The 26,538-nt window shown below is 64.8% G+C and carries 25 protein-coding genes, 1 tRNA gene, 1 other RNA gene and 2 pseudogenes; 21 read left to right on the forward strand and 8 right to left on the reverse strand.

Going from position 1 to position 26,538, the window contains the following annotated elements; all coding sequences use genetic code 11:
* Positions 1-30: 30 nt before the first annotated feature.
* The 10 genes from ACFWU2_RS19595 to ACFWU2_RS19640 all read left to right on the forward strand — a co-directional run bounded on the left by ACFWU2_RS19595 (position 31) and on the right by ACFWU2_RS19640 (position 9,381).
* Positions 31-480: a heme-binding protein gene (locus ACFWU2_RS19595; protein ID WP_169622578.1), complete on the forward strand. Its 450-nt coding sequence runs from the start codon at positions 31-33 to the stop codon at positions 478-480.
* A gap of 182 nt (positions 481-662) precedes the next feature.
* Complete coding sequence (locus ACFWU2_RS19600) at positions 663-1,382, forward strand: TenA family transcriptional regulator (protein ID WP_378609850.1); 720 nt, start codon at positions 663-665, stop codon at positions 1,380-1,382.
* Between the two features lie 99 nt (positions 1,383-1,481).
* Positions 1,482-1,862 (forward strand): Rieske (2Fe-2S) protein, encoded by a 381-nt coding sequence (locus tag ACFWU2_RS19605; RefSeq protein WP_378609853.1) that lies wholly within the window; start codon positions 1,482-1,484, stop codon positions 1,860-1,862.
* Entirely contained in the window at positions 1,859-3,085 is a 1,227-nt protein-coding gene (locus ACFWU2_RS19610; protein ID WP_378609855.1) for an NAD(P)/FAD-dependent oxidoreductase, read from the forward strand. Before ACFWU2_RS19605 ends, ACFWU2_RS19610 begins: the two co-directional genes overlap by 4 nt.
* Entirely contained in the window at positions 3,082-4,530 is a 1,449-nt protein-coding gene (locus tag ACFWU2_RS19615) for an aldehyde dehydrogenase family protein (protein WP_378609858.1), read from the forward strand. Before ACFWU2_RS19610 ends, ACFWU2_RS19615 begins: the two co-directional genes overlap by 4 nt.
* A gap of 41 nt (positions 4,531-4,571) precedes the next feature.
* On the forward strand, positions 4,572-4,928 hold the full coding sequence (locus tag ACFWU2_RS19620) for a non-heme iron oxygenase ferredoxin subunit (protein ID WP_169622573.1): 357 nt from the start codon (positions 4,572-4,574) through the stop codon (positions 4,926-4,928).
* Complete coding sequence (locus ACFWU2_RS19625; protein WP_378609862.1) at positions 4,925-6,529, forward strand: gamma-glutamyltransferase family protein; 1,605 nt, start codon at positions 4,925-4,927, stop codon at positions 6,527-6,529. Before ACFWU2_RS19620 ends, ACFWU2_RS19625 begins: the two co-directional genes overlap by 4 nt.
* Positions 6,513-6,953 (forward strand): RidA family protein, encoded by a 441-nt coding sequence (locus ACFWU2_RS19630; RefSeq protein ID WP_378609865.1) that lies wholly within the window; start codon positions 6,513-6,515, stop codon positions 6,951-6,953. Before ACFWU2_RS19625 ends, ACFWU2_RS19630 begins: the two co-directional genes overlap by 17 nt.
* A gap of 203 nt (positions 6,954-7,156) precedes the next feature.
* Complete coding sequence (locus tag ACFWU2_RS19635) at positions 7,157-8,701, forward strand: permease (RefSeq protein ID WP_378609868.1); 1,545 nt, start codon at positions 7,157-7,159, stop codon at positions 8,699-8,701.
* Between the two features lie 44 nt (positions 8,702-8,745).
* Positions 8,746-9,381, forward strand: a complete 636-nt coding sequence (locus tag ACFWU2_RS19640; RefSeq protein WP_378609871.1) for a cysteine hydrolase family protein — start codon at positions 8,746-8,748, stop codon at positions 9,379-9,381.
* Between the two features lie 109 nt (positions 9,382-9,490).
* Here the strand turns inward: ACFWU2_RS19640 and ACFWU2_RS19645 are convergent, their stop codons facing one another.
* Complete coding sequence (locus tag ACFWU2_RS19645) at positions 9,491-11,701, reverse strand: DNA polymerase III subunit gamma and tau (RefSeq protein ID WP_378609874.1); 2,211 nt, start codon at positions 11,699-11,701, stop codon at positions 9,491-9,493.
* 179 nt (positions 11,702-11,880) lie between these two features.
* Between ACFWU2_RS19645 and ACFWU2_RS19650 the strand changes: the two genes are divergently transcribed.
* Positions 11,881-12,519 (forward strand): PadR family transcriptional regulator, encoded by a 639-nt coding sequence (locus tag ACFWU2_RS19650; RefSeq protein WP_378609877.1) that lies wholly within the window; start codon positions 11,881-11,883, stop codon positions 12,517-12,519.
* Between the two features lie 22 nt (positions 12,520-12,541).
* On the opposite strand, the gene ACFWU2_RS19655 is transcribed toward ACFWU2_RS19650, so the two are convergent.
* Positions 12,542-13,231: a GntR family transcriptional regulator gene (locus ACFWU2_RS19655; RefSeq protein ID WP_378609880.1), complete on the reverse strand. Its 690-nt coding sequence runs from the start codon at positions 13,229-13,231 to the stop codon at positions 12,542-12,544.
* Positions 13,232-13,353: 122 nt separating this feature from the next.
* Here ACFWU2_RS19655 and ACFWU2_RS19660 point away from each other — a divergent pair, with 122 nt between their 5' ends.
* The 3 genes from ACFWU2_RS19660 to ACFWU2_RS19670 are packed head-to-tail and all read left to right on the forward strand — an operon-like array spanning position 13,354 to position 16,292.
* Positions 13,354-14,274, forward strand: coding sequence for a sulfurtransferase (locus ACFWU2_RS19660; protein WP_378609882.1), 921 nt, complete (start codon positions 13,354-13,356; stop codon positions 14,272-14,274).
* Between the two features lie 54 nt (positions 14,275-14,328).
* Positions 14,329-15,183 carry a hydroxyethylthiazole kinase gene (gene thiM, locus ACFWU2_RS19665; protein WP_378609885.1) on the forward strand — a complete coding sequence of 285 codons (855 nt, stop codon included), beginning with the start codon at positions 14,329-14,331 and terminating at the stop codon, positions 15,181-15,183.
* Positions 15,183-16,292 (forward strand): LLM class flavin-dependent oxidoreductase, encoded by a 1,110-nt coding sequence (locus tag ACFWU2_RS19670; protein ID WP_378609888.1) that lies wholly within the window; start codon positions 15,183-15,185, stop codon positions 16,290-16,292. The genes thiM and ACFWU2_RS19670 overlap by 1 nt, the downstream gene beginning before the upstream one ends.
* Before the next feature lie 34 nt (positions 16,293-16,326).
* On the opposite strand, the gene ACFWU2_RS19675 is transcribed toward ACFWU2_RS19670, so the two are convergent.
* Positions 16,327-16,902: an HhH-GPD-type base excision DNA repair protein gene (locus ACFWU2_RS19675; RefSeq protein WP_378609891.1), complete on the reverse strand. Its 576-nt coding sequence runs from the start codon at positions 16,900-16,902 to the stop codon at positions 16,327-16,329.
* Between the two features lie 316 nt (positions 16,903-17,218).
* On the opposite strand from ACFWU2_RS19675, the gene ACFWU2_RS19680 reads away from it, so the two are divergent.
* Together ACFWU2_RS19680 and ACFWU2_RS19685 are read left to right on the forward strand one after the other, a co-directional pair.
* Positions 17,219-18,028, forward strand: coding sequence for a hypothetical protein (locus ACFWU2_RS19680; protein ID WP_378609894.1), 810 nt, complete (start codon positions 17,219-17,221; stop codon positions 18,026-18,028).
* Positions 18,025-18,654: a metallophosphoesterase gene (locus ACFWU2_RS19685; protein WP_378609897.1), complete on the forward strand. Its 630-nt coding sequence runs from the start codon at positions 18,025-18,027 to the stop codon at positions 18,652-18,654. The genes ACFWU2_RS19680 and ACFWU2_RS19685 overlap by 4 nt, the downstream gene beginning before the upstream one ends.
* On the opposite strand, the gene ACFWU2_RS19690 is transcribed toward ACFWU2_RS19685, so the two are convergent.
* The 4 genes and pseudogenes from ACFWU2_RS19690 to ffs form a co-directional block, all read right to left on the reverse strand.
* Positions 18,641-20,524 (reverse strand): alpha/beta fold hydrolase, encoded by a 1,884-nt coding sequence (locus ACFWU2_RS19690; RefSeq protein WP_378609899.1) that lies wholly within the window; start codon positions 20,522-20,524, stop codon positions 18,641-18,643. The two genes, ACFWU2_RS19685 and ACFWU2_RS19690, sit on opposite strands and share 14 nt — an antisense overlap.
* A 430-nt stretch (positions 20,525-20,954) precedes the next feature.
* Positions 20,955-21,056 (reverse strand): annotated as a pseudogene (locus ACFWU2_RS19695) (Fe-S cluster assembly protein HesB); the annotation flags it as partial.
* 320 nt (positions 21,057-21,376) lie between these two features.
* Positions 21,377-22,666: an aminotransferase class I/II-fold pyridoxal phosphate-dependent enzyme gene (locus ACFWU2_RS19700; RefSeq protein ID WP_378609906.1), complete on the reverse strand. Its 1,290-nt coding sequence runs from the start codon at positions 22,664-22,666 to the stop codon at positions 21,377-21,379.
* 47 nt (positions 22,667-22,713) lie between these two features.
* Positions 22,714-22,808, reverse strand: an RNA gene (gene ffs, locus ACFWU2_RS19705) — signal recognition particle sRNA small type.
* A gap of 116 nt (positions 22,809-22,924) precedes the next feature.
* Between ffs and ACFWU2_RS19710 the strand changes: the two genes are divergently transcribed.
* The 3 genes and pseudogenes from ACFWU2_RS19710 (at position 22,925) to ACFWU2_RS19720 (ending at position 23,940) form a co-directional block, all read left to right on the forward strand.
* A tRNA-Ser gene (locus ACFWU2_RS19710) sits at positions 22,925-23,012 on the forward strand.
* Between the two features lie 384 nt (positions 23,013-23,396).
* Positions 23,397-23,681: pseudogene (locus ACFWU2_RS19715) on the forward strand (TetR/AcrR family transcriptional regulator C-terminal domain-containing protein); the annotation flags it as partial.
* 10 nt (positions 23,682-23,691) lie between these two features.
* The gene (locus ACFWU2_RS19720) at positions 23,692-23,940 is read left to right on the forward strand and encodes a hypothetical protein (protein ID WP_378609909.1); all 249 of its coding nucleotides are present in this window, start codon (positions 23,692-23,694) and stop codon (positions 23,938-23,940) included.
* A 30-nt stretch (positions 23,941-23,970) separates the two neighbouring features.
* Here the strand turns inward: ACFWU2_RS19720 and ACFWU2_RS19725 are convergent, their stop codons facing one another.
* Positions 23,971-25,098 carry a DUF1524 domain-containing protein gene (locus ACFWU2_RS19725; RefSeq protein WP_378609912.1) on the reverse strand — a complete coding sequence of 376 codons (1,128 nt, stop codon included), beginning with the start codon at positions 25,096-25,098 and terminating at the stop codon, positions 23,971-23,973.
* A 109-nt stretch (positions 25,099-25,207) separates the two neighbouring features.
* Here ACFWU2_RS19725 and ACFWU2_RS19730 point away from each other — a divergent pair, with 109 nt between their 5' ends.
* Together ACFWU2_RS19730 and ACFWU2_RS19735 are read left to right on the forward strand one after the other, a co-directional pair.
* Positions 25,208-25,873, forward strand: coding sequence for a YoaK family protein (locus tag ACFWU2_RS19730; RefSeq protein ID WP_378609915.1), 666 nt, complete (start codon positions 25,208-25,210; stop codon positions 25,871-25,873).
* Between the two features lie 74 nt (positions 25,874-25,947).
* The gene (locus ACFWU2_RS19735; protein ID WP_378609917.1) at positions 25,948-26,532 is read left to right on the forward strand and encodes a TetR/AcrR family transcriptional regulator; all 585 of its coding nucleotides are present in this window, start codon (positions 25,948-25,950) and stop codon (positions 26,530-26,532) included.
* Positions 26,533-26,538 lie beyond the last annotated feature (6 nt).

Genomic DNA, 26,538 nt, shown 5'->3' on the forward strand with positions numbered 1-26,538 from the left:
GTTCCGACCTCGACCCCGAAGTGGAGAACCATGCATCGAATTCACCGAATCACTCTCGACGACGCACTGCCCCTGCTCGCCGCCGGACGCGCGAAGGCCGAAGAAATCGGCGTCAAGCAGACGTTGTGCGTATGCGACGAAAGCGCGAATGTCATCGCGCTGCACCGCCTCCCCGGAGCGCGCCTGACCGGAGTCGACATCGCCATCGCCAAAGCATTCACGGCTGCGGGGCACGAGCGCGCCACCCATTTGTTCAACGAGGCACCGGGCGGTCCGGCACTCCCGGGCAATGAAGCGTTCGGTATCAGTCACATGCTGCCCGGCAAGTTCGCGATCTTCGTCGGCGGGTTTCCTCTCGTCTACGACGGTCAGATCGTCGGTGCGGTAGGGATCAGCGGCGGAAACGGGGAGCAGGACAAGGCTGTCGGGGCCGCAATGCTCGCCGAATTCGATGCGCTGGTCGCAGCCGGCACGCACTGACAGTGCACATCGACCCGGAAAGCGGTCTCTTCCGGCCATTGTGGCCATGGCCGCATCCCTTCTTACGCCTTTAGGCTCGTCACACCGAAACTCGCTGTATCAGCCCGGTTTTCGGATCCGCAACGTCGCGGGACATTCCAGGACGGTATCGACCGTACGACCACCTGTGAAAGGCACATCTCATGACCGAACTGCTCGGACGCGACGAATTCCGCGCCGCACTCGAAAACGCCATCAAGGGACGAGAAGCCAAGAACGCGTCGTTCAGCAAGGCGTGGGCCGAGGGCAAGCTCGAGAAGCATCACTTCGCCCGCTGGGCCGAAAACCACTACCACTACGTGGGCCCCTTCGCCGACTACCTCGCGAACATCTACTCCAACACACCCGACCACTACACCGACGCGAAGGATTTCACCCTTCAGAACATGTACGAGGAGGAACTCGCCGACATCCGGCACACCGATCTCCTCATCAAGTTCGCGGAAGCCTGCGGCACCACGAAGGAACGCGTCGAAGACCCGAACAACATGAACGCCGTGACCCGCGGGCTCCAGGCGTGGTGCTACGCGGTCTCCCAGCGTGAACACTTCGTCGTCGCCACCGCGGCACTGGTCGTCGGGCTCGAGTCCCAGGTGCCGAGCATCTACAAGAAGCAGATCGTCCCGCTCCGCGAGGTCTACGGGTTCACCGAGGACGAGATCGAATTCTTCGATCTGCACATCACGTCCGACGTCGTCCACGGTGAGCGCGGCTACCAGATCGTCCTGGACTGCGCCGACACACCCCAGTTGCAGCAGCGTTGCCTGCAGCTTGTGCGGTGGGGTGCGGAGATGCGTTTTTCGTACACCAAGGGCCTGTACGACTCCTACGTCGCGCCGGACCTCGAACTGGCATCCGTCTGATCCCACTACCGGCGGGCGGCCGGTGACGCACGACCGCGAGCGGGGAGCGGGAGCCTCCACCGGACTCCCGCTCTCCGCTGCACGAGCGACAGGAGAACCATGTCCACCGACGCCACGAGCACCGGCACAGACCCACAGACGTGGGTTGCCGTCGCCACGATGAAAGAACTGACCCGCCGCCGCAAACTGCGCGTAGAAGTGGACGGCCTCGCGATCGCGCTGTTCCACACGGAGGGCCGCGTCTACGCCTTCGCCGACCTGTGCGTGCACCAGGACCGGTCCCTCGTGAAAGGCACCCTGCTCCACGGCCGGGTGATCTGCCCCGGGCATCAATGGCGGTTCGACCTCGACACCGGGTACGAGGAGGACCAGGACCTCTGCCAACCGACCTACCCGGTGCTCGTCGACGGGGACACCGTCCACATCGCCCCCGTGCCGCGACGCGGCGCCGGCACCTCCGAGAAGGAAGGCACCACATGACCGTTCGCACCGTGGTAACCGTCGGCGCCGGCCAGGTGGCCGCCGGCGCCGCACGCACCCTCCGTCGCCGGGGTTTCGACGGCCGCATCGTCCTGCTCGGCGACGAACCTCACGCGCCGTACCAGCGCCCGCCGCTGTCCAAGGAGTTCCTCGCGGGTCGCGAGGCGGCCGAGTCGCTCTCGCTGTTCACGCCGCGGTGGCTGGACGCCAACGACATCGACATCCGGACCGGTGTCACCGTGCGCCGCATCGACACCACGACCGGGGCCGTCGAATTCGACGGCGGATCCGTCGCAGCCGACGCCGTCATCCTCGCGACCGGCGGCCGGCCTCGAACCATCGAGTCGACAGGCCCCCGGCCCGACCTCGTCCACTACCTGCGCACCCTCGACGACGCCCTCGCCCTCGCCCCGCGCCTCGTCCCCGGATCCCGGTTGATCGTTGTCGGCGGCGGCTTCATCGGACTCGAGATCGCCGCGACCGCGCGGGCACTCGGGGTCGAGGTGACCGTCGTCGAGCAAAGCGCGAACCTTCTCGGCAGCGTGCTGGGCCGCCAGGTCGGCAGCTACTGCGCAGAACTGCACCGCCGCAACGGCATCGACCTGCGTACCGGTACCGGTGTCGTCACCGTGACCACGTCCGACCGAGGCGTGCGCATCGTCACGACGACCGGTGACACGATCGAGGCCGACGCCGCGGTCGTCGGCATCGGGATCGTCCCCGATACCGAGGCCGCAGCCGCAAGCGGCCTGTCCGTCGACAACGGCATCGTGGTCGATGAACACGGCCGCACCTCGATCCCGAACATCTACGCGGCAGGTGATGTCGCGAATCGCTTCTCACCCCGGGCGGGGCGACATATTCGCGTGGAACATTTCGACAACGCCAACCGCCAATCCGCTGTGGTCGCCGACACGATCGTCGGACGAACGGCGCTCTCCGACGACCCGCACTGGTTCTGGTCCGACCAGTACGACACCAACATCCAATTCGCCGGAACACCGGCGGGTACAACCGACTTCGTGTTCCGCGGCGACGTCGAGACCGGCGAGTTCTCCGTCTTCTACCTTGCCGGTGACACTCTCACCGCCGCCTTTGCCATGGACCGCGGCGAAGACATCATGGCTGCCCGCGAACTACTCGGGCGGCAGGTCGACCCCACGCGCCTCGCGGACGAAGACACCGACCTCTGGGAGATGTACGAAGAAGTGGAGCCCGCATGACGATCGCCGGACTGAACCATATCGACGGACGCTGGGTACCGGCAGCGTCGGGCGCAGTGTTCGAGCGGCGCAACCCGGCCGACGAATCCGACCTCGTCGGAGTATTTCCCGACTCGGATGCGGTCGACGTACGCAACGCTGTCGACGCGCTCGACAAAGCCGCGCCCGAGTGGGCTGCGACCGCCCCGGAGCGCCGCGCCGCGATCCTGGAGGCCGCGGCAGACCACCTCACCGCCCAGGCAAGCTCCCTCGTGGAAGAACTGATCCGCGAGGAGGGCAAGACACGGACCGAGGCCACCATGGAGGTGAGCCGCACACCGATGAATCTGCGGTTCTACGCCGGCGAGGCCACCCGCGCGACAGGTGCGACATTCCCGGCGCCGGCACCGACAACGGTGTACACCGTGCGTGAACCGATCGGGATCGTCGGTGCCATCACGCCATGGAACTTCCCGCTCAACATCCCGTCCCGCAAACTCGGTCCGGCGCTCGCAGCGGGAAACACCGTGCTGTTCAAGCCCTCCGAGATCACACCGCTGATGGGGCAGCGCCTGGTCGAGGCGTTGCTCGCAGGAGGTCTTCCTGCAGGCGCGATCGCTCTCGTCCAGGGCGGAGGGGCAGCGGGTGCTGCCGTAGCCGAAGACCCACGAGTCGCAGCAGTGACGTTCACCGGGTCCACTGCTGTCGGGCGGTCGATACACCGCAGCGTCGGCCCGGAGCGCCGGGTGCAGCTGGAGATGGGAGGCAAGAACCCGGTGGTGGTGCTCGCCGACGCCGATCTCGATGCTGCTGCGGCACTCATCGTCAAGGGCGCATTCGGTTTGTCGGGTCAGGCCTGCACCGGAACCAGCCGGGTCGTCGCCGCCGACGAAATCCATGACGTGCTGCTCGGCAAGGTCGTAGCGCGCACCGAGGCACTGACCGTCGGGATCGGTGCCGACGCCGCTATGGGGCCCCTCGCGAGTTCGTCTCAGCTGGCCAAGTTCCTCGAATACGTGAAGATCGGTGTCGACGAGGGTGCCGACCTGGTGTGCGGTGGAACGCGTTGTGAGGAGGACATGCTCCGCAACGGGTTCTTCGTCCGGCCGACGGTGTTCGCGAACACCTCCCCCGGGATGCGACTGCTGACCGACGAGATATTCGGTCCGGTACTGGCGTTCCAGCGCGCCGCATCGTTCGACGAAGCCCTCACCTTGGCGAACGACGTAGCGTTCGGGCTCAGTGCCTCGGTCGTCACCAAGAACCTCTCCGATGCTCACCGGTTCGTTGCCGGATCCCGCACGGGGTTGGTGAAGGTGAATCAGCCCACCACCGGAATGGCGATGAACGCTCCGTTCGGTGGATACAAACAGTCGAGCACCCAGACTTTCAAGGAGCAGGCGGGCCCGACCCTCATGCAGTTCTACCAATCCGAGAAGACCGTATATCTCTCGCCCGACGCCTGACGGCACAGCACGGCGTACACCACATGCCTGGAGGAAAGACCATGGAGTTCAAGCGAGTGGCCCGTTCCGGGCAGGTAACCGAAGGCATCGTTCGCCGGTTCTACGCCGACGACTACGAGTTCGCCATCTCCCGGCTCGACGGCAAGGCATACGCGACGTCCAACTACTGTTCCCACCTCGACTGCCTGTTGTCGTCCGGGAAGCTGGTTCAGGACGGAATCGGATGCTCGTGTCACGGAAGCGCCTTCGATCTCGAAACCGGTGAACCCATCTGTCCGCCGGCGACCGAGCCGATCAAGACGTACCCCTGTGAGGAACGTGACGGCGAGATCTTCGTCGGCATCGATCCCGCCGAGCCTCCGGAGGGCCCCCGCCGGCGACGGATGCGGTCGGCATGACATCGCGAAGCATCCGCCCGGCGACGCTGGCGACCGGCGGCATGGTCGCCTCGAGTCACCCGCTCGCAAGCCAGGCGGGGGCACGAGTGCTCGCCGACGGCGGCAACGCGGTCGATGCGGCTCTCGCGATGGCCGCAGTCACGTGGCTGACCTTGCCCGGGCAGTGCGGGATCGGCGGCGACGCATTCGCCGTGGTGCGTGAGCCCGACGGTTCCGTATGGACCGTCAACGGCAGCGGGTACGGACCGGACGGAGGTACGCCGGACTTCTACCGCGAGCGGGACCTCTCGGCGATTCCGCTGGACGGCGCCCTCGCCGTCGCTGTGCCCGGTGCACCCGCGACCCTTGCCACGCTCCACGAGCGCGGGGCGACCATCCCGTTGGCCGACCTGTGGGAACCCGCCGCACGGATCGCCGAACGGGGACTCCCCTGTTCCGCGAAGACCCGCGCCGACGTACAGGCCGCGCTGCAGGCTATCCGCGCCGACGCGGGACTCGCGTCGGTATATACCGCGGCAGGTGCCGCCCCACGCGTCGGTGACCGTCTGCCTCAGCAGGACCTGGCGCAGACGATCCGCGCACTTGCCCGGAACCCCGGATCTTTCTACAGCGGCGCCCTGGCCGAACAGTGCGTCGCTGCTGTCACGGATTCCGGCGCACCGTTCACCGGCGACGAATGGCAAGCATGTGCCGTGGTGCCCGCCGAAGCGTCACTGACCGGGACGTATGCGGACGCGACGGTGCACCAGACTCCGCTGCCCACTCCTGGATGGATGGTGCTGCAGCAAGCCGCGCTGTGCGACGGCGAGTTGGACCCGGAGCGCTGGCTGGGCTCCTCGGCGATCGACCGGATGGCACGGGCGGCGGCGATCTCCTTCGAAGACCGCTTGCGCTGGTGCAGTTCCGAGAACGACGGCGCCGAGAAGGCACTGGCTCCCGCGAACATCAGTGCGGGCCGGGCACGGCTCGCAGAGCGCGAACCCGCTGGTGCATTCTCCGTGTCGGACGGCGATACGACATCGTTCGTCGCCGTGGACGGCGAAGGACGAGCCGTGTCCTTCATCCATTCGCTTGCGTTCACGTTCGGGGCGAAGCTCACCGTGCCGGGAACCGGCATCGTCCTCAACAACCGGCTCGGACGCGGTGCGTATCTGATCGACGGTCATCCGAACGAGGTGTCCCCGAGACGAAAGCCTTTGCACACGCTCAATGCATGGATCGTCACCGGCAACGATGGGCGGCTGATGCACGCCGGCAATACGCCGGGTGGCGACGGCCAGGTGCAATGGAACATGCAGTTGCTCTCCCATCTGCTCGATTACGGACTCGATCCGCAGCAGGCAGTGGAGGCGCCGCGATTCACGGTGTTCCCCGGCTCCGACGCAGACACCCTCGGAAAGACTCCGGAATTGCGTATCGAAGCGCGCGTCCCCGACGAAGTTCGGCGGTCGCTGGAGAACAAGGGCCACCGGCTGAGAGTTCTCGACGCGTACGGCGCCGAAGGCAGCGCACAGATCATCTCGTTCGACGAGCAGGGAGTTCTGCACGGCGGCAGCGATCCACGGCAGGAAGGAGTTGCTCTCGGTGTCGAACGATACTGAATCGGAAGCGAGTTCGGCTCCGGCGCCGCAGGGCCGCTACGTCGCGGCGGTACTTGCCGGCGGGACCGTCCGGACGGCGGGAATGACGCCGCGCCGCAATGGAACACTGACCGTCACGGGGAGGGTCGGCACGGATCTGACAGTAGCGGAGGCACGGACTGCGGCAGCCTTGGCTTTGCGCAACGCACTTTCCGCCGTACGGTCGGTGCTGCCCTCCGGCAGCAGCTTTCGTCCGGTGGAGATGGTGGTCTACGTTGCCGCCGCCGATGGGTTCACTGCGTTGTCTGCCGTAGCCGACGGTGCGTCGGATGTCATCGCCGAGGAACTGGGCCCGGAGAATCTCCCGGCACGCAGTGCCATCGGGGTATACACCCTCCCCGGAGGCGCGCCGGTCGAAATCTCCCTCACCGCCACCGTTCGCTGACCCGCATGCAACACGAGCGTCACATTCCCTACAAGGTGCACATCAAAGCTGCCTCCCCATAGCCGATTTCGCTGTTGACGAGGGGTTTGTCGGGGATCAGTATCGTGCGACACCGGGACGACGCGTGATCGACGGGAACGTCGTTGTACGGCCCGGACTCCATTTCCTCACTCGCTGTGCGAGTTCGATAGAAGGAGCCGTACGTGACCGCTGCGCACCTCGTGTTTCTGCTGGGCCTCGCGTCCTTGATCGCGGCGATGGCGCTACGCAAGAACGTCATGATCCCAGCGATAGTCGCGACGTTGGCGACGGCCTTCGCATTCAGTGGGAGCGTCCCGAACGCGATCATGTCGGTCTTCCGGGCAACCATCACAGCCGGTACTGCACTGTTCGAGATCTTCATCGTCATCGCTGCGGTGACATCGCTCCTCGCAGCGATGCGCGCGATCGGCTCTGACGACCTGATGGTGCGTCCCGTCAGCCGGTGGATGGTGAACGGCCGCGTCGCGTACATCGTGCTGTTCGGTTTCACGTATGTCCTTTCCCTGTTCTTCTGGCCCACCCCGGCGCTGGCCCTGATCGGTGCGGTTCTCCTCCCCGCCGCGCTCAAGGTCGGCCTGCCACCGCTCGGCGCCGCGGTTGCCCTCGCGATCTCCGGACAGGGAATGTCCATCGCGTCCGATTACGTGATCGGCCTGGCACCCTCTATTTCCGCAAGTGGTGCAGGCGTTCCCGCCGACGACATCGCCGACCGTGCCCTGGTGATCTCACTTGTCGTAGGACTCACCGCCGCAGTGCTCGCGTACATACTGACCGTGCGCCCCCAGATGCGAGCGCGCGCGATTTCCGACGCCGAACCGGACGGCGAAAGCGACGACGCCGCAGGCGGCTCCGGGAATGCGCCCGCCGAAGCACCGTCCGGTGGCCGACCGGAACGAAGCCTCACCGACACGCCCGGTCCGGCCGGGTCGGCCACCTCCGCAGACGTGCTCGAGGTGGAACTTCCGGGCATGGAGGACGACGGCACAAGGATTACCGATCGCCCGCAACTCACCCGTGCGTGGGCTATCGGCGTACCGGCGGCGTTTGCAGCGGTACTTGCCTACATGCTGGTCGGGCGTTTCACCGATCTCGTGCCCTGGGAAGACGGCGCGGGTGCATCTCTCGTGGGCGGCGCAGCGCTCGTGCTGATGGCGCTCGTGACGATCACCTCCCGCCGGTCGGAGGCTCTCGAATTCTGCGCCACACATTTCATCGACGGCCTGTCCTACGCGTTCAAGGCCATGGGGATAATCCTCCCGATCGCGGGTTTCGTGTACATCGGTATTCCCGATTACTCGGGTGCCGTGCTCGGCCTGGGTGAAGACGTCACGCCGCCTGCGTTCCTCTTCGACACCGTTGAAATGGTGCAGCCGTACATCCCTGACAACGGTGCATTCGTAGCCTTCAGCATGCTCTTCATCGGCATGGCAATCGGACTCGATGGATCGGGATGGGCGGGCCTTCCGCTCACGGGTGGACTCGCTGCTGCGCTTGCCCCGCAATCGGGTATGGACACTGCGACTTTGGCAGCGATCGCGCAGAACGGCGCCACCTGGACCGGCGGAGGGACCTTGGTGATCTGGTCGTCGTTGGTCGTGGTCGCCGGATTCTGCCGGATACCGGTGACAGAACTGGTACGCCACCTCGTCGTGCCCGTCATGGCCGGCCTTCTCCTCGCGACGGGGGTCGCGGTCGTCATCTGGTAACCGAACACTTCGCACCCATAGATTTTGAGACGAAAGGCTTACCCATGGATTCCGTCCCGTTTCGCTACGATCCGGCGCGGTGCGCACTGGTCGTCATCGACATGCAGAACGACTTCTGCTCCCCCGAGGGCTCGTTGGCGCACGCGGGTTTCGACGTCACCGCTGCGGTCGCGATGACGCCGAGGCTGAACCAACTCATCACCACGGCACGGACGGCCGGGGTACGGGTGATCTTCGTACGTACCGAACACGACGAGACAACCGACACACGCCAGTGGCTCGGAAGGGTGGGGGACGGCCCCGATACGGTCCGCACAGGTATCACCTGCCGTACAGGAACCGCCGGGGCGGACTACTACGGCGTGACGCCGCGCTCAGGGGACGTGGTGATCACGAAGAACCGCTTCAGCGCATTCGTGGGCACGAATCTCGACCTCACCTTGCGTTCCCTCGGGATCGATTCGCTGCTGTTCACGGGCGTTGCTACAGAAGTCTGCGTCGAGTCGAGTCTGCGTAGCGCGCTGTTCCACGAGTACTGGGTCTCGCTCGTCGACGATTGCGCCGCCACATACAGCCGAGCGGCACACGATGCGTCCGTCTCCGTCGTCGCACAGAACTTCGGCACCGTAGTCACCGCCGAAAAGCTCGAGTCGTTCTGGAGCACGGTGTCGCCGGCGTGACATGGCCGCCCACCCTCCGGGCCGATTCGCCGCTCGTCGCTGCCCCGGTCGAGAAGTCCCGGCGAGGGCGCCGTGGGACTCGACACCAAGGCAGGTGTCTGACCCGCCGCTACTTCTCGTCGAGCCGCTTCGCTCCCAGCATGTCCTCGAGCAGTTCGATCGCGACATCTTCGGGGTCGCGCCGCGCCGAGGGATCGCCCGGGGTGGCGGCCTCGGCGAACATCTGCTCGACGTCCTCGGGTGTCACCACAGACGGGTCCGGGGGCGGGAGCGGCACGTAGCCGGGCTCGAGTCCGGGGTCGTCGGGCAGGTCGGGCGCTTCCGGCGGCGGGATGTCGTCGTCGGGCGGGGTCGCGGAGGCATTCTGCGGAGGCCCCGACGGTCCGGACGGCGCCGGGGAGGGGGCAGGTGTCTGCTTCGCTTGGCTCGGACGGGAAAAGCGCGGCTGTCCGGACTGCTTCGACTGTGCTTGTGCGGGAGCGGTTTTGACCGGGGCGGCCGGAGCGGACCCGTGCAGGCACGTGACTTCGAACGTGCCGCCGAAGACGTCGCCGAGGGCGGCGGCGATCACGGTCGCGTTGCGAGGTTCGGCCAGTCGCTTGACCAGCGGCGCAGAGTCGTGGACGAGGACGACGCGGTTACCGTCGACTTCGCGCACCGTCGCACCGGACAGCATGACCTCGACGGTGCGGCTGCGGTCTCGCACCTTCGCCCGGACCTCGGACCACACCGCGCGGATCGCGGCGGCGTCGGGTCCTGCCGCTGCCTGCGCGGGGACCTCGGAAACCTCCGGCGGCAGCGACTGTGCCGCAGCCGGTTCCGGCTCGGGAGTACGCCGGGGCTCCGGAACGACGTCGGGTTCCGGTGTGGCGGCCGGGCTGTCTCCGGCCTGGACCGCGTCTTCCGCGGGAACCGGCGGGGCCGCCTGCGCCGGCTGTCGATCCGGCACGGGGGGCGACACCGGATCAGGCTCGGACGGAACAGGCTGGGCTGCCGGGACCGTGGTGTCGGGCTGCGAAGGCGGCGTTGCCTGGCGCTGGGACGGCCGCTGGAATCGGGTCGCGGCCTCGTCCGGCGCTCCCGCAGGCTGCGGCGGGACGACGGCATCTGCCGGCGCATCTCGTTCCGGAGCGGTGCCGCGGGCGGGCGCCGCGACGGGCCGCGCCGCGACCATGCCTTGCTCGAGTCGTTCGAGTCGTTGCAGCACTGCCGAATCCGTATCGGAGGCTGCGGGAAGCAACATGCGTGCGCACATCACTTCGAGCAGCAGACGCGGCGCGGTGGCACCTCGCATCTCCCCCAGCCCGGCGTGGACGATCTCCGCGTAGCGGGTGAGCGTGGCCGGCCCGATCCGCGACGCCTCGTCGCGCATCCGCTCGAGGACGTCACCCGGAACATCGATCAGGCCGCGCTCGGGAGCATCGGGGACGGTGCGCATGAGAATCAGGTCGCGGAACCGCTCGAGAAGGTCGACGGCGAATCGCCGCGGGTCGTGACCGGCGTCCATGATCTTCTCGACGGTGCCGAACAGCGCCGCGCCGTCCCCGGCCGCGAGGGCATCGACCGCCTCGTCGATGAGCGCGACGTCGGTGACGCCGAGAAGCGACAGGGCCCGCTCGTAGGTCACGCCCTCCGGTCCGGCACCGGCCAGCAGCTGATCCATCACCGACAGCGAGTCGCGTGGGGAACCGCCTCCGGCACGAATCACCAGCGGGTAGACCGCGTCGGCAACCGGGACGTTCTCCCGCGTGCAGATCTCCTCGAGCAAGCCGCGCATGGCGGTGGGAGCGAGCAACCGGAACGGATAGTGGTGGGTACGCGACCGGATGGTCGGCAGCACCTTTTCGGGCTCGGTGGTCGCGAAGACGAAGATCAGATGCTCGGGCGGCTCTTCGACGATCTTGAGCAGGGCGTTGAAGCCCTGCGTGCTGACCATGTGCGCCTCGTCGATGATGAAGATGCGGTAGCGCGACTCGGCCGGAGCGTAGAACGCGCGGTCGCGGAGTTCGCGGGTGTCGTCCACGCCGCCGTGACTCGCGGCGTCGAGTTCGGTGACGTCGAGGTTGCCTCCCCCGCCTGGACCGAGCGCGATGCACGACCGGCATTTACCGCACGGCGTGGACGTCGGGCCCTCTTCGCAGTTGAGCGAACGCGCGAGGATGCGCGCGGACGATGTCTTGCCGCATCCGCGCGGACCCGAGAACAGGTAGGCGTGGTTGATACGGCCGGTATCGAGGGCGGTGCCGAGCGGAACGGTGACGTGCTCCTGCCCCACCACCTCGGCAAAGGTCGCGGGTCGATATTTCCGGTACAGGGCCACGCGCCGAGAGTACCGGCGCGGGCCGACACGTGAGCAGGTCGGTCTCCGTGGCTCCTGCACATCCCCTGGTCCCGGCCGCGTGGGAGCGGTGTTGCGTGGGTCAGTTCATATCCGAACCCTTGACTTAACGATATATCGCGTCCTATCTTGATCGTATCTACAGGAAGGGAGTGCACCTCATGCGCATCCACGGATTTCCCCACGGCGCGCGTCGCGCCGGACACGATCACGACTTCTTCCCCGATGGCCCGTTCCGTCCGGACGGTCCGCAGCGGGGCACGCCGCAGCACCCCGGAGGAGGGCCTCATCCCCGGCCGCATCGCGGCGGACACCCACCCCGCGGCGGACGCCGGGGGCGTGCTCAGCGCGGCGACGTGCGCGCCGCCGTCCTGATGCTGCTCACCGACGAACCGATGCACGGCTATCAGCTCATGCAGGCCATCGCCGAACGCACCGGCGGGGCATGGCGGCCCAGCCCGGGCGCCATCTACCCGACCATCGCCCAACTCGAGGACGAAGGGCTCGTCGTCGTCGACAAGGACGGCGGACGCAAGCTCGTCTCGCTGACCGACGAGGGCCGCGCTCTCGTCGAAGACCCGGAGAACGTCCCGGCAGACCCGTTCGAGAGCCACACCCGCGAAGCGGAGACACCCGACCTTCGTGCAGCCCTGCACGGGTTGCAGCACGCGGCGCAGTCTGTCGCCGTGACCGGGACCGATGCGGACGTCACAGCTGCACACAAGGTGCTCACCGACGCCAAGAAGGCGCTCTACCGGATTCTGGCGGACGACGACAGTACGACCGCGTCGCCGGAGTGACCGAGTTCGACGCGGCCCGCGCTCAATTCCCCGCGAACATCCGGATGCGCTGCTCCCGGCTGCGCTCGAGATGCGCGCGCATGTGCTCGCGGGCCGCGGTCTCGTCGCGCGCCCGGAGTGCGTCGAGGATCTGGGAGTGCTCCTCGTTGAGCAGGTCCGGCTCGCCGTAATTCGACGGCGGGCCGGAGTCGTAGATCCGCAGTTGGGTGGTCAGCCTCACCAGCAGCGCGGTAATGGTGGAGTTGTGCGCCGCCTGCCACAGCGCCTCGTGGAACCGGAAGTTTCCCGTCCGCACCGCGACCTCACCCGTCGCATGGCAACACGAGTCGTGGAGTCGCTCCAGGCGGGCCAGATCAAGGTCGGTGTGCCGGATGGCAGCGGCACCCGCAGCCTCCGACTCGAGCGCCACTCGCGCTGCATAGATCTCGATCACGTCCTCGGGCGTGCCCGAACGCACGCGGAAACCGCGATTCGCGCGTTCCAGCAGTCCGTCGTGGGCGAGCCAGTTCAGCGCTTCCCGGATCGGGGTGCGCGACGCTCCGTACGTCTCGCTGAGCTGGGTCTCGTGCAGAGCCGCGCCCCTCGGAAACTTGCCGGCGAGGATGTCCGAGCGCAGACGCAGATATTGCTTGGACGTCTGGTCGTCGCGCCCGGTCGGCGGCACTACGAGGAGCGAACTCCCCAACTCTGCCGCAGTGTCCTGCTCGGTCATGTGTGCCCCCGTGTGCTGATCCCGGTGTGTCCGCCGATTATGCCACCGATGACACGCGAATACTTGCGTATACGCTTGTGGTCGTTTAGCGTCGCAAACGAGTTCCACGAAAGGACGACCGCGTGCCCGACCAGGCTTCACCATCCGAGCAGGTGCTGATCAGCGCCGAAACACTGGCACGTGACGTCGGCACCTACACGATCCTCGACGCCACAGTGTCCTTCCCCAAGCCGCGATTCGACGGCGACTACCGCCCCGAATCCGGATACGCAGCCTGGCGCGGCGCCCATCTGCCGGGTTCGCTGCACGCCGATCTGCTCGGAGATCTCAGCGCCGACCATCCCACCTTGCACTTCTCCCGCCCGACTCCGGACAGACTCGCCCGAGCCCTGGCCGATCTCGGAGTCGCTCCCGGCGCCGACATCGTCGTCTACGACGACGGCGGCATGACGTGGGCTTCTCGCCTGTGGTTGATGCTGCGCAACGTCGGCATCCCGGCACGTGTACTCGACGGCGGTCTTGCACGCTGGACTGCACTGGGGCTTCCCGTCGAGACCGGCGACGCCGCAGATCACCACGCCACCGCCATCCGTACCGACCTGACCGACCGCGGACTGTGGCGTGACCGGGAGGACGTCGTGGGCGTCGTCCGCGGAGACACCCCCGGCACATTGGTCTGCGCCCTCGACCACGAACAGTTCACAGGCACCGCGACAACCCGCTACGCGCGTCGCGGGCACATCCCGGGAAGCCTCAACCTCTCGGCCAAGAGCCTGCTCGACGACGGCACCCTGCGGTCCGCGTCGCACGTTGCCGAACTGGCCGATGCGGCACTCGCCGGCGCTGCACGTCCGGTGATCCTCTACTGCGGTGGTGGTGTGTCCGCGTGCCTGGTTGCGCTCGCGCTGGTCCGGGCGGGACGCGACGACATCGCGGTCTACGACGGGTCGCTCGAGGAGTGGACCGCAGATCCCGCCCTGCCCATGGTCACCGGCACGACCGCGACCGCATCGACCGTCACGGAAGGGAAGGGCGACGCATGACGCGATGTCCCGGGTCCTGACCCGACCCCGAATCCCTTCTGCGACAGGATTTCTGTGACTACCACGACGAATGCTCCCACCGTCGACGATCTCGTCTCGGCCCTCGACGCGCTCCGCGCACGAGTGCCGCTGGTGCAGTCGCTCACCAATATCGTCTCCGCGAACTTCCTCACCAACGTGCTGCTCGCCGCCGGAGCCAGTAACGCGCACATCGACAACGCACACGAAGCCGGAGAGTTCGCGCGCATCGCCGGCGGTGTGCTGGTCAACCTCGGGACGCCCGACGACGGGACTGCCGTCGCCTTCACCCGCGCCGCCGAAGCCGCACACGAGGCCGGCACCCCGTGGGTTCTGGATCCGGTCGGGGTCGGCGGCCTGTCCTGGCGCACCGGCCTCGCCGCGGATCTGCTGGAATTCCGGCCGACCGCGATCCGCGGCAACGCATCCGAAATCATCGCGCTGGCCGGACTCGGCGGCGACACCCGCGGTGTCGACAGCGCCGACGAGGCCGCAGCCGCCCTGCCTGCCGCGCTGGCACTGCTCGAGCATGCGGACGCCGTGTCCGCGTCGGGGCCGATCGACTACCTGGTGGGCCGAGACCGCAACGGCGAGATCACCGGACTGCGTGTCGGAGGTGGCAGCGCGATGCTCCCCCGCGTGACCTCCACCGGATGCTCGCTCGGCGGTCTGGTCGCGGCGTATCTCGCGGTCGCTCCGACGCCCCTGATCGGCCTCGCAGCCGCCCACACCCACGTCGCGGTCGCGTCGGAGATCGCCGAGGAGAACTCCACCGGTCCCGGTTCGTTCGCGGTGGCCTACCTCGACGCACTGTTCACCGTCGATGCGGCGGCGCTTCGCGCCCGCGCACGCATCGACACTCTCGATCTCCCGACGAAGGACGCACACTGATGGGCATCAAGACCTTCTGGTACCTCACCCAGGCGGACGGCGACTATCCCTGGAGCCCGGACGGGCTGTACCCGGTCGACGGGCAACGACAGATCGAGCTGGCCAAGACCATCGACGACGGCGGATTCGACGGTGCGCTCGTGGCAACCTGGCCGAACGACCCGTTCATCTCCGCCACGTGGGCCGCGGCGCACACCAGCCGGATGAAGTTCCTCGTCGCGGTCTACGCCAACATGACACCTGCGCGGCTCCTCGCGGAAAAGGCGCTGACCTTCGATGCGTTCAGCGGTGGCCGGTTGATGATCAATTCCGTCAACGGCCGGGAGAACATCCTCACCAAGTACGACATGAACGTCGAGCACGATCGGCGTTACGAACTCGGTGAGCAGTACTGGGCCGACTTCCGCCGCATCTACGCCGAAGGCACGGAGTCGAACTTCCCCAACACCCCGCTGCGGATCGATCCGCCCGAAGCCGGGCACACGGTGCCCCTGTGGGGCACAGGTGATTCCCCCGCCGGGCTGCAGAACTCCGGCAAGGTGCTCGACGCCTACCTGGTGATGCTGCGCGAAAACGGTTTCGTCCGAGACAAGTTCACCGCAGCCCGCGAATCCGCTGCCGCCGAGGGGCGCGAGTTCAGTGACTTCGGTGCACTGTCCGGCGTGATCGTGCGCCCGAATCGCGCCGAGGCACTCGACCGGTTCCGCTCGCTGTTCGAGAAGACCGGGATCGAGCGGATCCGCGAGGTTCTCGACAACGCGGTGCGCCGCCGGACCGGTGGTCAGCAGACCTTGGAGACGTTCACCGCTCGAGACGCGCAGCGACAGGGCTGGGTCGACACGATCAACGCCGGCAAACTGCCCGAGCCCGAGGACCTGTACCTCGGCGACGGTCTGTACGCGGGCATCACCGCCTGGTCGCCGCTGGATATCTTCGCCACCGGATCGTCGGCGGTGTACTACGTCGGCGAACCGGACGAGATCACCGGGCATGTGCGCACGCTGCGCGACGCGACCGGATTGACCACGCTCATCCTCGCGGGATGGCCGCTGATCGACGAAGCGAAACACGTCGCGGAGCATCTCATCCCGCGGTTCCGCGAACTCTGACCTCGCAACGAAGTAGCCCGGTAACCCAGCCGGGCTACTTCTTCGCGGCCTTCGCCTCGGCCTTGGCCGCCTTCTTGAACTCACGCACCTCGAGAAGCGACTGCTGGTCTACGACGTCGGCGATCGACCGGCGCGAATTCTCGTCCCCGTAGGCGCCTGCGGCCTCTCGCCAGCCCGTCGGCTCCACCCCGACCTGCTTGCCGAGCAGCGCGAGAAAGATGCGTGCCTTCTGGTCGCCGTATCCCGGCAACGCTTTCAGTCGCTTCAGCACTTCCTTGCCGTCCGGTTCACCGGAGGTCCAGAGCGCAGTGGCGTCGCCGTCGTAGTGCTCCACGAGGTACGTGCACAGCGACTGGATTCGTTCCCCCATCGACTTCGGGAACCGGTGCACCGCGGGGGGTTGCGCACACACCGCAATGAACTCGTCGGGTTTCATCTCGGCGATCTCGTGGACGTCGAGCCGGCCGAGGCGATCCGCGATCTTCTTCGGGCCAGCGAACGCCACTTCCATAGGAATCTGCTGATCAAGCAACATGCCCATGAGCAGGGCAAGCGGGCTAGACTCCAGCAGCGCGTCAGCCTCGGGATCTTGGACCAGGCAGAGCTTCACCCCCGACATGTTACGCGCGACGGGTCCAAGAGCACGCCGACAGAACCCGCAGTCTGTCGCGGCAGATCCCCTCCACAGCCGTGCACACGCACGCGGACCCATATTCATGAACGTCCGCACGTACGCGGTCCCCGATTGATGAAGGTGCCATCGCGCCGATCTGACGAACATCCCTCGCACAAACTCAAGCAACCGCTGGCGATCATGATGCCTTGGGCGGGGCTTCTCGCACCCAAGGAGCCGAGAAGGCGAGATTTGCCCCGGCGACATCGGTAAGCGCAACCAGTCCTCCCTCTATTTCTGTAGAGTGTCGGCGATGAGCCCCAGCGAATTACCAGTTTCTGAGATAAATGACGCCCTCCTGGCCGCTGGTTTAACAGAGGACGAGGTTAATGGAGTAATTTCACGGTCCGCTGCGAATACTCTTGGACTTCTCCTCTATGGCAGCCGCGCCCGCGACGACTACCAGGCAACCTCAGATTTTGACATACTTCGCTATACCACATCATGGAAAAGCCCCACCTTTAAAGTTGGGCGTGTTTCAGTCAGCTCTTACACGCGCGAACAGCTCAAAAGCGCAAGCGGAACTTTATTCGGTACGCACCTCAACCGAGATGGAATTGTGCTGCTTGATGTGGGCAGTGAGCTGACTACGATCATCAAGGAGATCGAGCCAGCCAACCCTGCAATACTACTATCTCGGGTAACTAAATACGCAACCATCCTGCACCTACCTATGACCGAAAAGAAAGCCCATTTTTCGGGCCTCGTACGACTAGCCAGATATCTGCTACGGACGGCAATATATGCAACTGCGATGACGACTGGTCAGCCATGCTTTTCAGTTCGGCAACTCGCCGAACGATTCAATGAACCGCGACTCGCAACAATATTGGCATCAGACCCGGAGATAACTGGGCTGCCTTCGATGAGTCTCCTTAACGAGCTAATTTCCACGTTAACAGATTTCATAGGACCACTTCCACAGAACGAATTTGCTTCACTTGAGGCCTTGGCAACAGCCTACTGGGACACGGACCGCAATCTCGCGACTCTGGCCATTCGCGCCGGCTCCGAGGATGCAGAATCTATCGACTATTCAGAACTTCCGAAGGTGCTGTTATGAACGAAAAAGTCGCGATCATCGGAGATATACACGGCAACCGCGCAGCTTTGACGGGCATCCTCGGCCTGCTCGATGACTGGAAGTGGGCCATAGTATTCGTCGGCGACTACGTTGACCGTGGCAATGACAGCGCTGGCGTAATCGACGACCTTATTGACCTATCCAAATCTCGGGATGACACTCACTTCATAGCGGGAAATCATGACCTGGCCATGAAGGAGGCGATTTCATCTGGAAATCTTTTTCCATTCCTTTCCATTGGCGGAGCGACGACTATTAAGTCTTATGTTTCGACACCAAGGGAAAAGGTAATCGAGCAGCTCCGGCAAGCCGTTCCAGACAGCCACCTTGAATTCCTTCGCAATCTAATTCCATGTTTCGTAACCAGGGAAATATCCGTGGCACATACGTCCGACGACCCAATTTTCGAGCAGTCAGGAAGTCGTTACCGCGTATACGGACACACCCCGACCGATGATCGCCGACCACGGATCACTGAAAACTTCGCTGCCATCGACACCGGCTGTGGATCGCTACCGGATGGGCGGCTGACGTGCTTTCTCTGGCCAGAGCGCGGCACCCTACAAGTGGATGCAACAGGACATCCGGTACCTAATCGGCCTTGAACGTATCGATCGCATGTCGCAACGACGCATTATCAATCGATGCAGCAAGTACGGTCGCGCGCTCGAATCTCGTGCCAGCCGCGGCGGGCCGATTAAGAAGATATAGCACTTTGGCTAGGTAGAATGTGGACCAAGCCTCTCCTGTGAGATTTCCAAGGTCGCTATATTTAGCAGCGCACTCTTCTAACATTGATGCGGCTAATTCATTCTCGCCATTCATGGTCGCAATGCGTGCAAGTGTCTGGTTAACGCCGGTTTCGCCATCATAATTCGAGGCGGAATGATAATTCTCTCTCGCCCTCCGAGCATACATCTCCGCCTTTACGATATCGCCGAGCTCGAAAAACGTTCTAGCTAGTTGATGCTGGGACAGCGCTATGTTCACAGCCCTCCCCGTCGCCTCATTATATTTCAACGATTCTTCAAAATGACGCTCGGCGACGTCAAAATTCGACGACGAGAATGCAGCTTCCCCGCGTAATGAAAATACGGAGGCGATTTCGGCGGCATTCCTGCTTTCGTCCAGCATTTCCATCGCGCGTTCGCAGCCCTCAAGTGACCGGTCTAAGCTGCCTTCTCGCATATCGAGGCGGGCTAGGTTCATCACAGTATTTGCCAGGCCAAGCATTCCTCCAACTCGCTCACGGATCTCTAGCGCCTCGTCGTAACATCTCCTGGCCGCTTTAGTGTCGTTGGTTCGAACGAGAGTGATGCCCAGATTATCTAGGGCGTACGCACGAGCCTCTAACTCTGCATTTGTACTGCCCCGAGCAGCGCGGATCGCTTCACGAAGAGATTGTTCAGACTGCTGAAGCTTCCCGAGATTTCGTTGAGATACTCCAATTGAAGACATAACGCGCGATCTATGAACTCGACTTTCTTCCGTATCGTCACCATCTATCAGAACTTCAATTAGCCGGTCACTCGTTCTGATCGATCCGACTAAGTCGCCCTGGCGTCGTTGAAATCTCGAGTAATCTTGCAGGGCATGCAAGTTCCCAGTGGATACAGCTTTTCGGTATGTAGCATCTGCCTGATGGTTGAGATTCTGACCCTCGTACTCGCGGGCCTTCTTGAGCAGTTCGTCTACTTCCACTGAACCATTAGGTTCAGCGCTTCCTTCTTCGTCTACGTCCATACAGTTACTCAGCGCCGCGGAGTCTTCAATAACCTGCACTATCCTCTTGCGGAGGTTCTTATAAGACTCATCACTTTCGTTCGTTGGTTGAATAATAGATGAGTGATCCCCTTCGATGACTCGGGTATTTTCCAATGGGAAAACATCAAAAGCCGATACTGAAGTTACAACATTATCCGTATCGCCGGCGTAGAGAAAAATCGGTATGTGACATGCTTTGGGGTCGTTGGGTTTTGCTCGAATAATCTTCCATAAGATGGTTCGACGGCTTTTGGTAACAAGTTCATTAATTGGTCGAAGTTCTTTCTCCTGGGCGTGACTCCAGATTATAAACATTCGCCGAATCGAAAGCAGTATGTCGGAGCCCGAGTTGGGACACGAAAACATTACAACCATCTTGACTTGGCGAATAGAGTCGAGAAAGCCCGCGTCCAAGCTGGCCGCGAGGAAACGTTGCACTATGAGCCCGCCTTGACTATGGCTAACAATTATCAGTGGGCGTTGGTCGTCGCAGTGGCTTTCGATGAACCCGCGAAGCCTGTCAGCTAGGTCGTCAAATGACGGGATCTTCCTAGTTGGCCGTATGCGGAACTTCGGAGTTGAATATCCAAACCGGAAGTATTCGACGCCGCGGAGATCACGGTCGCGGGTGAGGAGGTTTTCGAAGTTGTCCCATACTGCGACCGAAGAGAAGAGTCCATGTACGAAGATGACCTGCGGCATAGCAACCATCGCTACATCGAATCACAGTCCACCCGGATTTAAACTTTTTAACCGGTACACCATTGTTGACCCGCATTACCGGCCGGTCGGGAAGGGGCGGGAGCGGGTAACCCCCTAGTGGTTCGCCTCCCCAACTTCCAGCCCTACGCTGCCGGACTGCGCGTGCCACGGGGTGGCAGAGCCAGAACCGTAGGCGCTCGCCCCGGCCCCGCTACGTACGACTGGCCCACCCACCACGCCGACTCACCAACTTCGGTGCCACACGCTCCTGCGATATGCACGTCCCGTACGGCCCGCCAGCGTCCAAGCTGACGGACGAATATCAATCTGGGGTACACCTTTCCCCAGATGCGAGACCTTTTGCGGCCCCTGGACTACCGACACGCGAGCACCCACGAAGCGCGGAGAACTTGCTTGGACAGAGTCGCAATTGTATCTACACCTGCTGGTCGAGCAGCATCCCGATGAGCAACGCCGCCGGATTCTGCGAGAGCAGAGCGTCGGCGTCGGGGTCTCCCACCAGATTCAGCGTTGCGTTCATGGGTCGATCATGCCCCCGTCGGCCCAGCCGACGCCACAGCCCGGTGTGACGCCCTGAGACCACCACCGAGCGCCGTACCGGACCACGCCGCGCAGAACCGGACATTCATCACAGGGTGTGGAATTCGCAGGTTCCCATGAAACCGGCTGGTCGAAGCACTGGGCTCACAAGTTGTCCACGTTCGGTCCACCGGAATTCCACAGGGTTGTCCACAGCTTGGGAACAAGCGCGGACCTTGCCTTTTCGATCGGACCCCGGCACCGGGGCGAAGATCGACACGTGGTCTGCGGCAGAGGCCGGCCGTCGTCGAACCGGTGGAACTACGCCTGGAGTGCTTTCTCCGTGGCGGCGAGCAGTACGCACGTCGCGACGCCATCCATGGCCTTTTCGAGTTCGCCGAGTGACGGGAAACTCGGCGCGAGGCGGATGTTCCTGTCGTCGGGATCGTTCTTGTACGGAAACGCGGAGCCCGCACCGGTCAGTGCGATGCCGGCGTCCTTCGCGAGCGAGATAACCCGCTTGGCGGTGCCGTCCACGACGTCGAGGCTGATGAAGTAGCCGCCCTTGGGATCGGTCCAGGACGCCACCTTCGACTCACCCAGCCGATCCTCGAGGATGCGGCGGACGAGCGCGAACTTCGGCGCGAGGATCTCGCGATGCTTGGCCATGTGGGCGCGCACGCCCGCGGCATCGCCGAAGAAGCGCAGGTGCCGGAGTTGGTTGACCTTGTCGGGGCCGATCGTCTTGATGCCGAGGTGCTTCTGGTACCACGCCAGATTCTCGGTGGAGCTACCGAAGAAGCTCACACCGGACCCGGCGAACGTGATCTTCGACGTCGACGCCAGGGCGAAGACCCGATTGGGGTGGCCGGCCTGCGCGGCCAGTCCCAGGATGTCGATCGCCGGGGCCAGGTTCTCGGTCAGCGGATGCACCGCGTACGCGTTGTCCCAGAAGATCCGGAAGTCGGGTGCCGCGGTCGGCATCGACACGAGTTCGCGTGCGACGTCCTCGCTGTACACCGCGCCGGTCGGGTTCGAATAGGTGGGCACCGTCCACATGCCCTTGATCTGCGGATCGTTCGCGACGAGATCGGCGATCAGCCGCACGTCGGGTCCGTCGTCGTGCACCGGAACGGGGATCATCTCGATGCCGAGCGACTCGCTGATCGCGAAGTGCCTGTCGTACCCCGGTGCGGGGCACAGGAACTTGACCACCGGCTCCTGCGACCAGGGGCGGGGAGAATCGACCGTACCGTGCAGCATCGACCAGACGATGAGGTCGTGCATGATCTCGAGGCTCGCATTGTTGCCCGCGAGCAGGTTCTCGGTGGGAATGTTGAGCAGTTCACCGAAGATCGCGCGCAGCTCGGGCAGGCCGGTGAGACCGCCGTAGTTACGGGTGTCCGTGCCGTTCGCATCGCGGTAGTCGTCCTGCCCGGGCAGCGACAGCAACTCCGCAGAGAGGTCCAGCTGTTCGGGCGACGGCTTGCCTCGCGTCAGGTCCAGCGTCAGCTTCTCGGTCTTCAAGCGCTCGTAATTCGAGGACTGGCGCTCGTGCTCTGCGACGAGTTCCTCATGGCTCATCAACCCGAACTGGGTTTGCCTAGGCATGCGGAGGGACCTTTCACCGTGCACGGTGACACGGGCATCGGCGGAGATTAAGAGGACCCCGCGCACCCGGCAGAGCCCGTTGACCCTTGCTGCCTTCCGGCCCTGGGGGAGTTCACAGGATGCGCGCCGCGCGGGATCCATCGGCAAGTGTAGAGGACGTACGGCACGCCGCGCACCACCCCCCTCCCAGGGGCGGAAATCCGTAGTTCGACCTGCCCGTTTGGTAACTATGGCCAGACATTCGCTATGCTTCCCCACGGAGGATTCGCCTAGTGGCCTATGGCGCTCGCCTGGAACGCGGGTTGGGTTAACGCCCTCAGGGGTTCAAATCCCCTATCCTCCGCCACAGGAACCCCCGTGGGGTGCGAAAGCGCCCCACGGGGGTTTTCTGCACAGTGCGTGGGTTCGTACTGTGCGTTCGGGAGGAAGGTGAACTCCCGATCGTGCCGGACGAGCAACGCCCTCCCTCGATGCCGAGCAGCGGCAGGCCGGGGTCTGGCTCGAAATCCTCAGCCGTGAGATCGACGAAACCTCCGCGGCCATCGAGCAGACGGACCGGAAGGTCGACGCCGAACACCGCGCGGGCGCTGTCGACAGGGCACGCCGATTCGACGCCGAATCCGCCGAGCTTCACGTGCGCTTGCGCGAACTCCACCGCATGCGCCGCAACCTGAGCATTCGGTTCTCCTGACTCTGTAGTGGCGACTACGCGGTCCACCGGGTCCGACGAATGCCGACGACGAGTCCCACCGCACAGGTCAGTGCCGCAGCGAGGAAGCCTCGGGCCCCATCAGGGTCAGCGACCGAACCCCCGTGGCGCCCCGCGCTCGCCACGTACGCGCGTGAGCACTGGAACCTCTACCGCCGCCATCCCTGGATCCTGCAGACCAACATGTGGCGGGCACCGCTCGCTCCACACGTTCTCGACGCACAGGAAGCCGGCCTCCGCATCCTCGTGGACGAGGGCACCTCCGAGCGCCAAGTCGTCGAAATCATCGGTGTCGTGGACAATTTCGTCCAGGGACTTGGCACGGGGCGCGATCGCGGAGAATCGGGACAGGGAGAACACCGGACTCGACCGCGGCGCGTACTGGATGTCGATGAACAGTTTCTGGGAAGACTGGTTCGACGTCGAGCGCTACCCGACCATGACCCGGGTCTGGGAAGCCGGGGCCTTCGACGAACCGGACGGGCCGTTCGAACCGAGTCTCGAACGACTCCTCGATTCGATCGAACTCACGCTCGAGAAGGCCCGGGAGTCACGCACATCGTGACTCCCAGGGCGGCAACCCGTTCCGTGGAGTTCACTCACACGCGACGCCGTCTTTGTCGCGGTCCATCTCGCCCCGGTAGCCGGGCTCACCGGCATAGAGCGGTGCTGCTCCTGCAGCCCGGGCCGCCGAGCAGTTCTTGTAGTACACGCTCGAAGGAGCGGGAGCGGGTGCAGGCGCGGGTGCGGGAGCGGGTGCGGGAGCAGGCGCGGGTGCGGGAGCAGGCGCGGGTGCGGGTGCGGGAGCAGGCGCAGGCGCAAGGGGCTGGGGCTGGGGCTGGGGCTGGGGAGCGACCGTCGCCGGTGCCGGCGTCTCGGTGTCGGTCCCGGCGGAACCGGCTGCGACTCCTGTTGCGGTGCCGCCACATTCGGTGAGGATTCTGACCATCGCATCGTGCTCGGCCTGAGTCACCCACAACCCGTACTCGGCCTTGACCTGGACCTGGCGTGCGACATACGTGCAGCGGTACGGGCGATGCGGCGGCAGCCAGGTCGCGGCGTCGCCGTCACCCTTGCGCGAGTTGGTGGGACCGTCGACAGCCTGAAGATTCCGTGGATCGTTCGCGAAGTTCGCGCGCGTCTCGGGATCCAGTTGCTGCGCACCCTTCTGCCAGGCATCCGACAACGCAACGACGTGGTCGATCTGCACTGCGGTGGACGTGTCCTGGCCACGAGTGAACGCGATCGTGGTGCCGGTGAAGACATCGTGCAGCGTGCCGGACGCGACGACGCAGTCGCGGGTGCCGGGCTTGTAGACGATGTCGACCAGGTCACGGCGCAGGATGTCGTTGCGGGTGTCGCAGCCGTTGTGCCCGAACTCGACCGACACGTCGTCGCTCCACGCCTGGCCGAACAGGTCGCGGTCGTAGCCGGTCTTCGGGGCGCGTCCCTTGATCGGTATCGCTGTCAGCCGGGACAGGGCCGCCGACATCGACGAGGTGTCCTCGGACACGGCCGGTGGGGCGGAGTCCGGTGCAGCCGTCGCTGGTGGGGTGGTCGGGGCCGGCGCGACCGGTTCCGTCGTCGACTGGTCGGTGGTCGCGGCGGCGGGGACGGCCGACGTGGTGTCCTCCTCCACCCCACCGCAGCCCACCAGAACGAACCCTGCGACCGTCGCCGCGACAAGCGCGCGAAAGCCGGACGACGTGCGGGGTGATGCCATGCAGAAACTCCTGAGAAAGGTGGGGCGGGGTGCCCCCTGCTCATCGCCGTTCGAACGCTGTGCCGTTACAACAGGGTCCCGGCGTCGACTTCGGTCCTACTATTGCCCCGTGCCCGAAAACAACAGAGAGCTGCAGGCACTCACAGTGGCCCTGTCGGCACTTGCTGGGTTCGTCGATGCTCTCGGGTTCATCACCCTCGGTGGGGTGTTCGTCTCCTTCATGAGCGGCAACTCCACACGGTTCGCCGTCGAAACAGCCGACGCCTCATGGCGCACGGCTGCTCTGATCGGAGGCATCGTCGTCCTCTTCGTGATCGGGGTGATTCTGGGTGGTGTCATCGCGGAACTCACCGACCGCGACCGCAGAACGCGGAAAACCGCGGTTCTCGTCGCCGTCACGGTGCTGCTCGCCATCGGTTCGCTGAGCGCGATACCCGGGTGGATACCAGTGACCGTGACGGCGATGACGCTGGCGATGGGTGTCGAGAATTCCGTGTTCCGGCGCAAGGGCGAGGCAACCGTCGCCCTCACCTACATGACCGGGGCGCTCGTGAAGATCGGGCACGAGATAGCGTCCGCATTCTTCGGCGGCCCACGCTGGGGCTGGCTGCCCTACCTCGGCCGATGGGGAGGCTTGGTGGCTGGAGGATTGCTCGGAGCCTTGGCGCACCATCTGTTCGGCCTGCACGCCCTCTGGATCGCAACCGCGGTCGCGGCCGCGCTCGCCGTCGCGGTGCGGTTCCTTCGCTCACCGGAAGTGCAGAAGACGCCGTGACAGCGAGATCCGGATCGGTGCGGACCGTTATCCCCGTACGTTCGTACGGTGGCCCGCTCCGCTACGGTGCATCCATGCGCGCCCGCCCCTACGCCACCACCAGCCCCACCAGGCTCGCCGCGGCACTGCTCGAAGTTGCCGCTCGCAGTGGACTCGAGGCGGCCAGCGTGCGCGAAGTCGCCAACGAGGCAGGCGTATCGATCGGCGCGGTGCAGCACCACTTTCCGACGAAGGACGAGATGCTCGCCTACTCGTTCCGCGCCCTCTCCGACCGGGTACTTACCCGCCTCGCGAACGTCGATCCCGACATCGACCCTGCGCGGACGCTGTTCGCCGCGCTCAGCCAATTGCTGCCGCTCGACGAGCAACGCGGCAGCGAGGTTCACGTGATGGCCGCGTTCGCCGTACGTGCAGTCACTTCCCCGTCGCTGAGCGTGATCCGAAGTTCGACGCTGTTCACCGTTCGCACCGGCATCGCAACCGTATTGATCAGGCTGGGCGCCCCCGACCCGGAGACGCGCGCAACTCTCCTCCTCGCCGCGGTGCACGGTCTCGCGCTCGATGCCGCATCGAGTCCGGATCTCTACCCGCGCGAGTACCTGACGCACGCCTTGCACACCCAGATCCAACTCGCCCTGCACGGCGCGGACGCGCACTGAGCCCGG

Origin of the sequence: Rhodococcus sp. NPDC058639 (genome assembly GCF_042717545.1) — a bacterium.
Taxonomy (GTDB): domain Bacteria; phylum Actinomycetota; class Actinomycetes; order Mycobacteriales; family Mycobacteriaceae; genus Rhodococcus.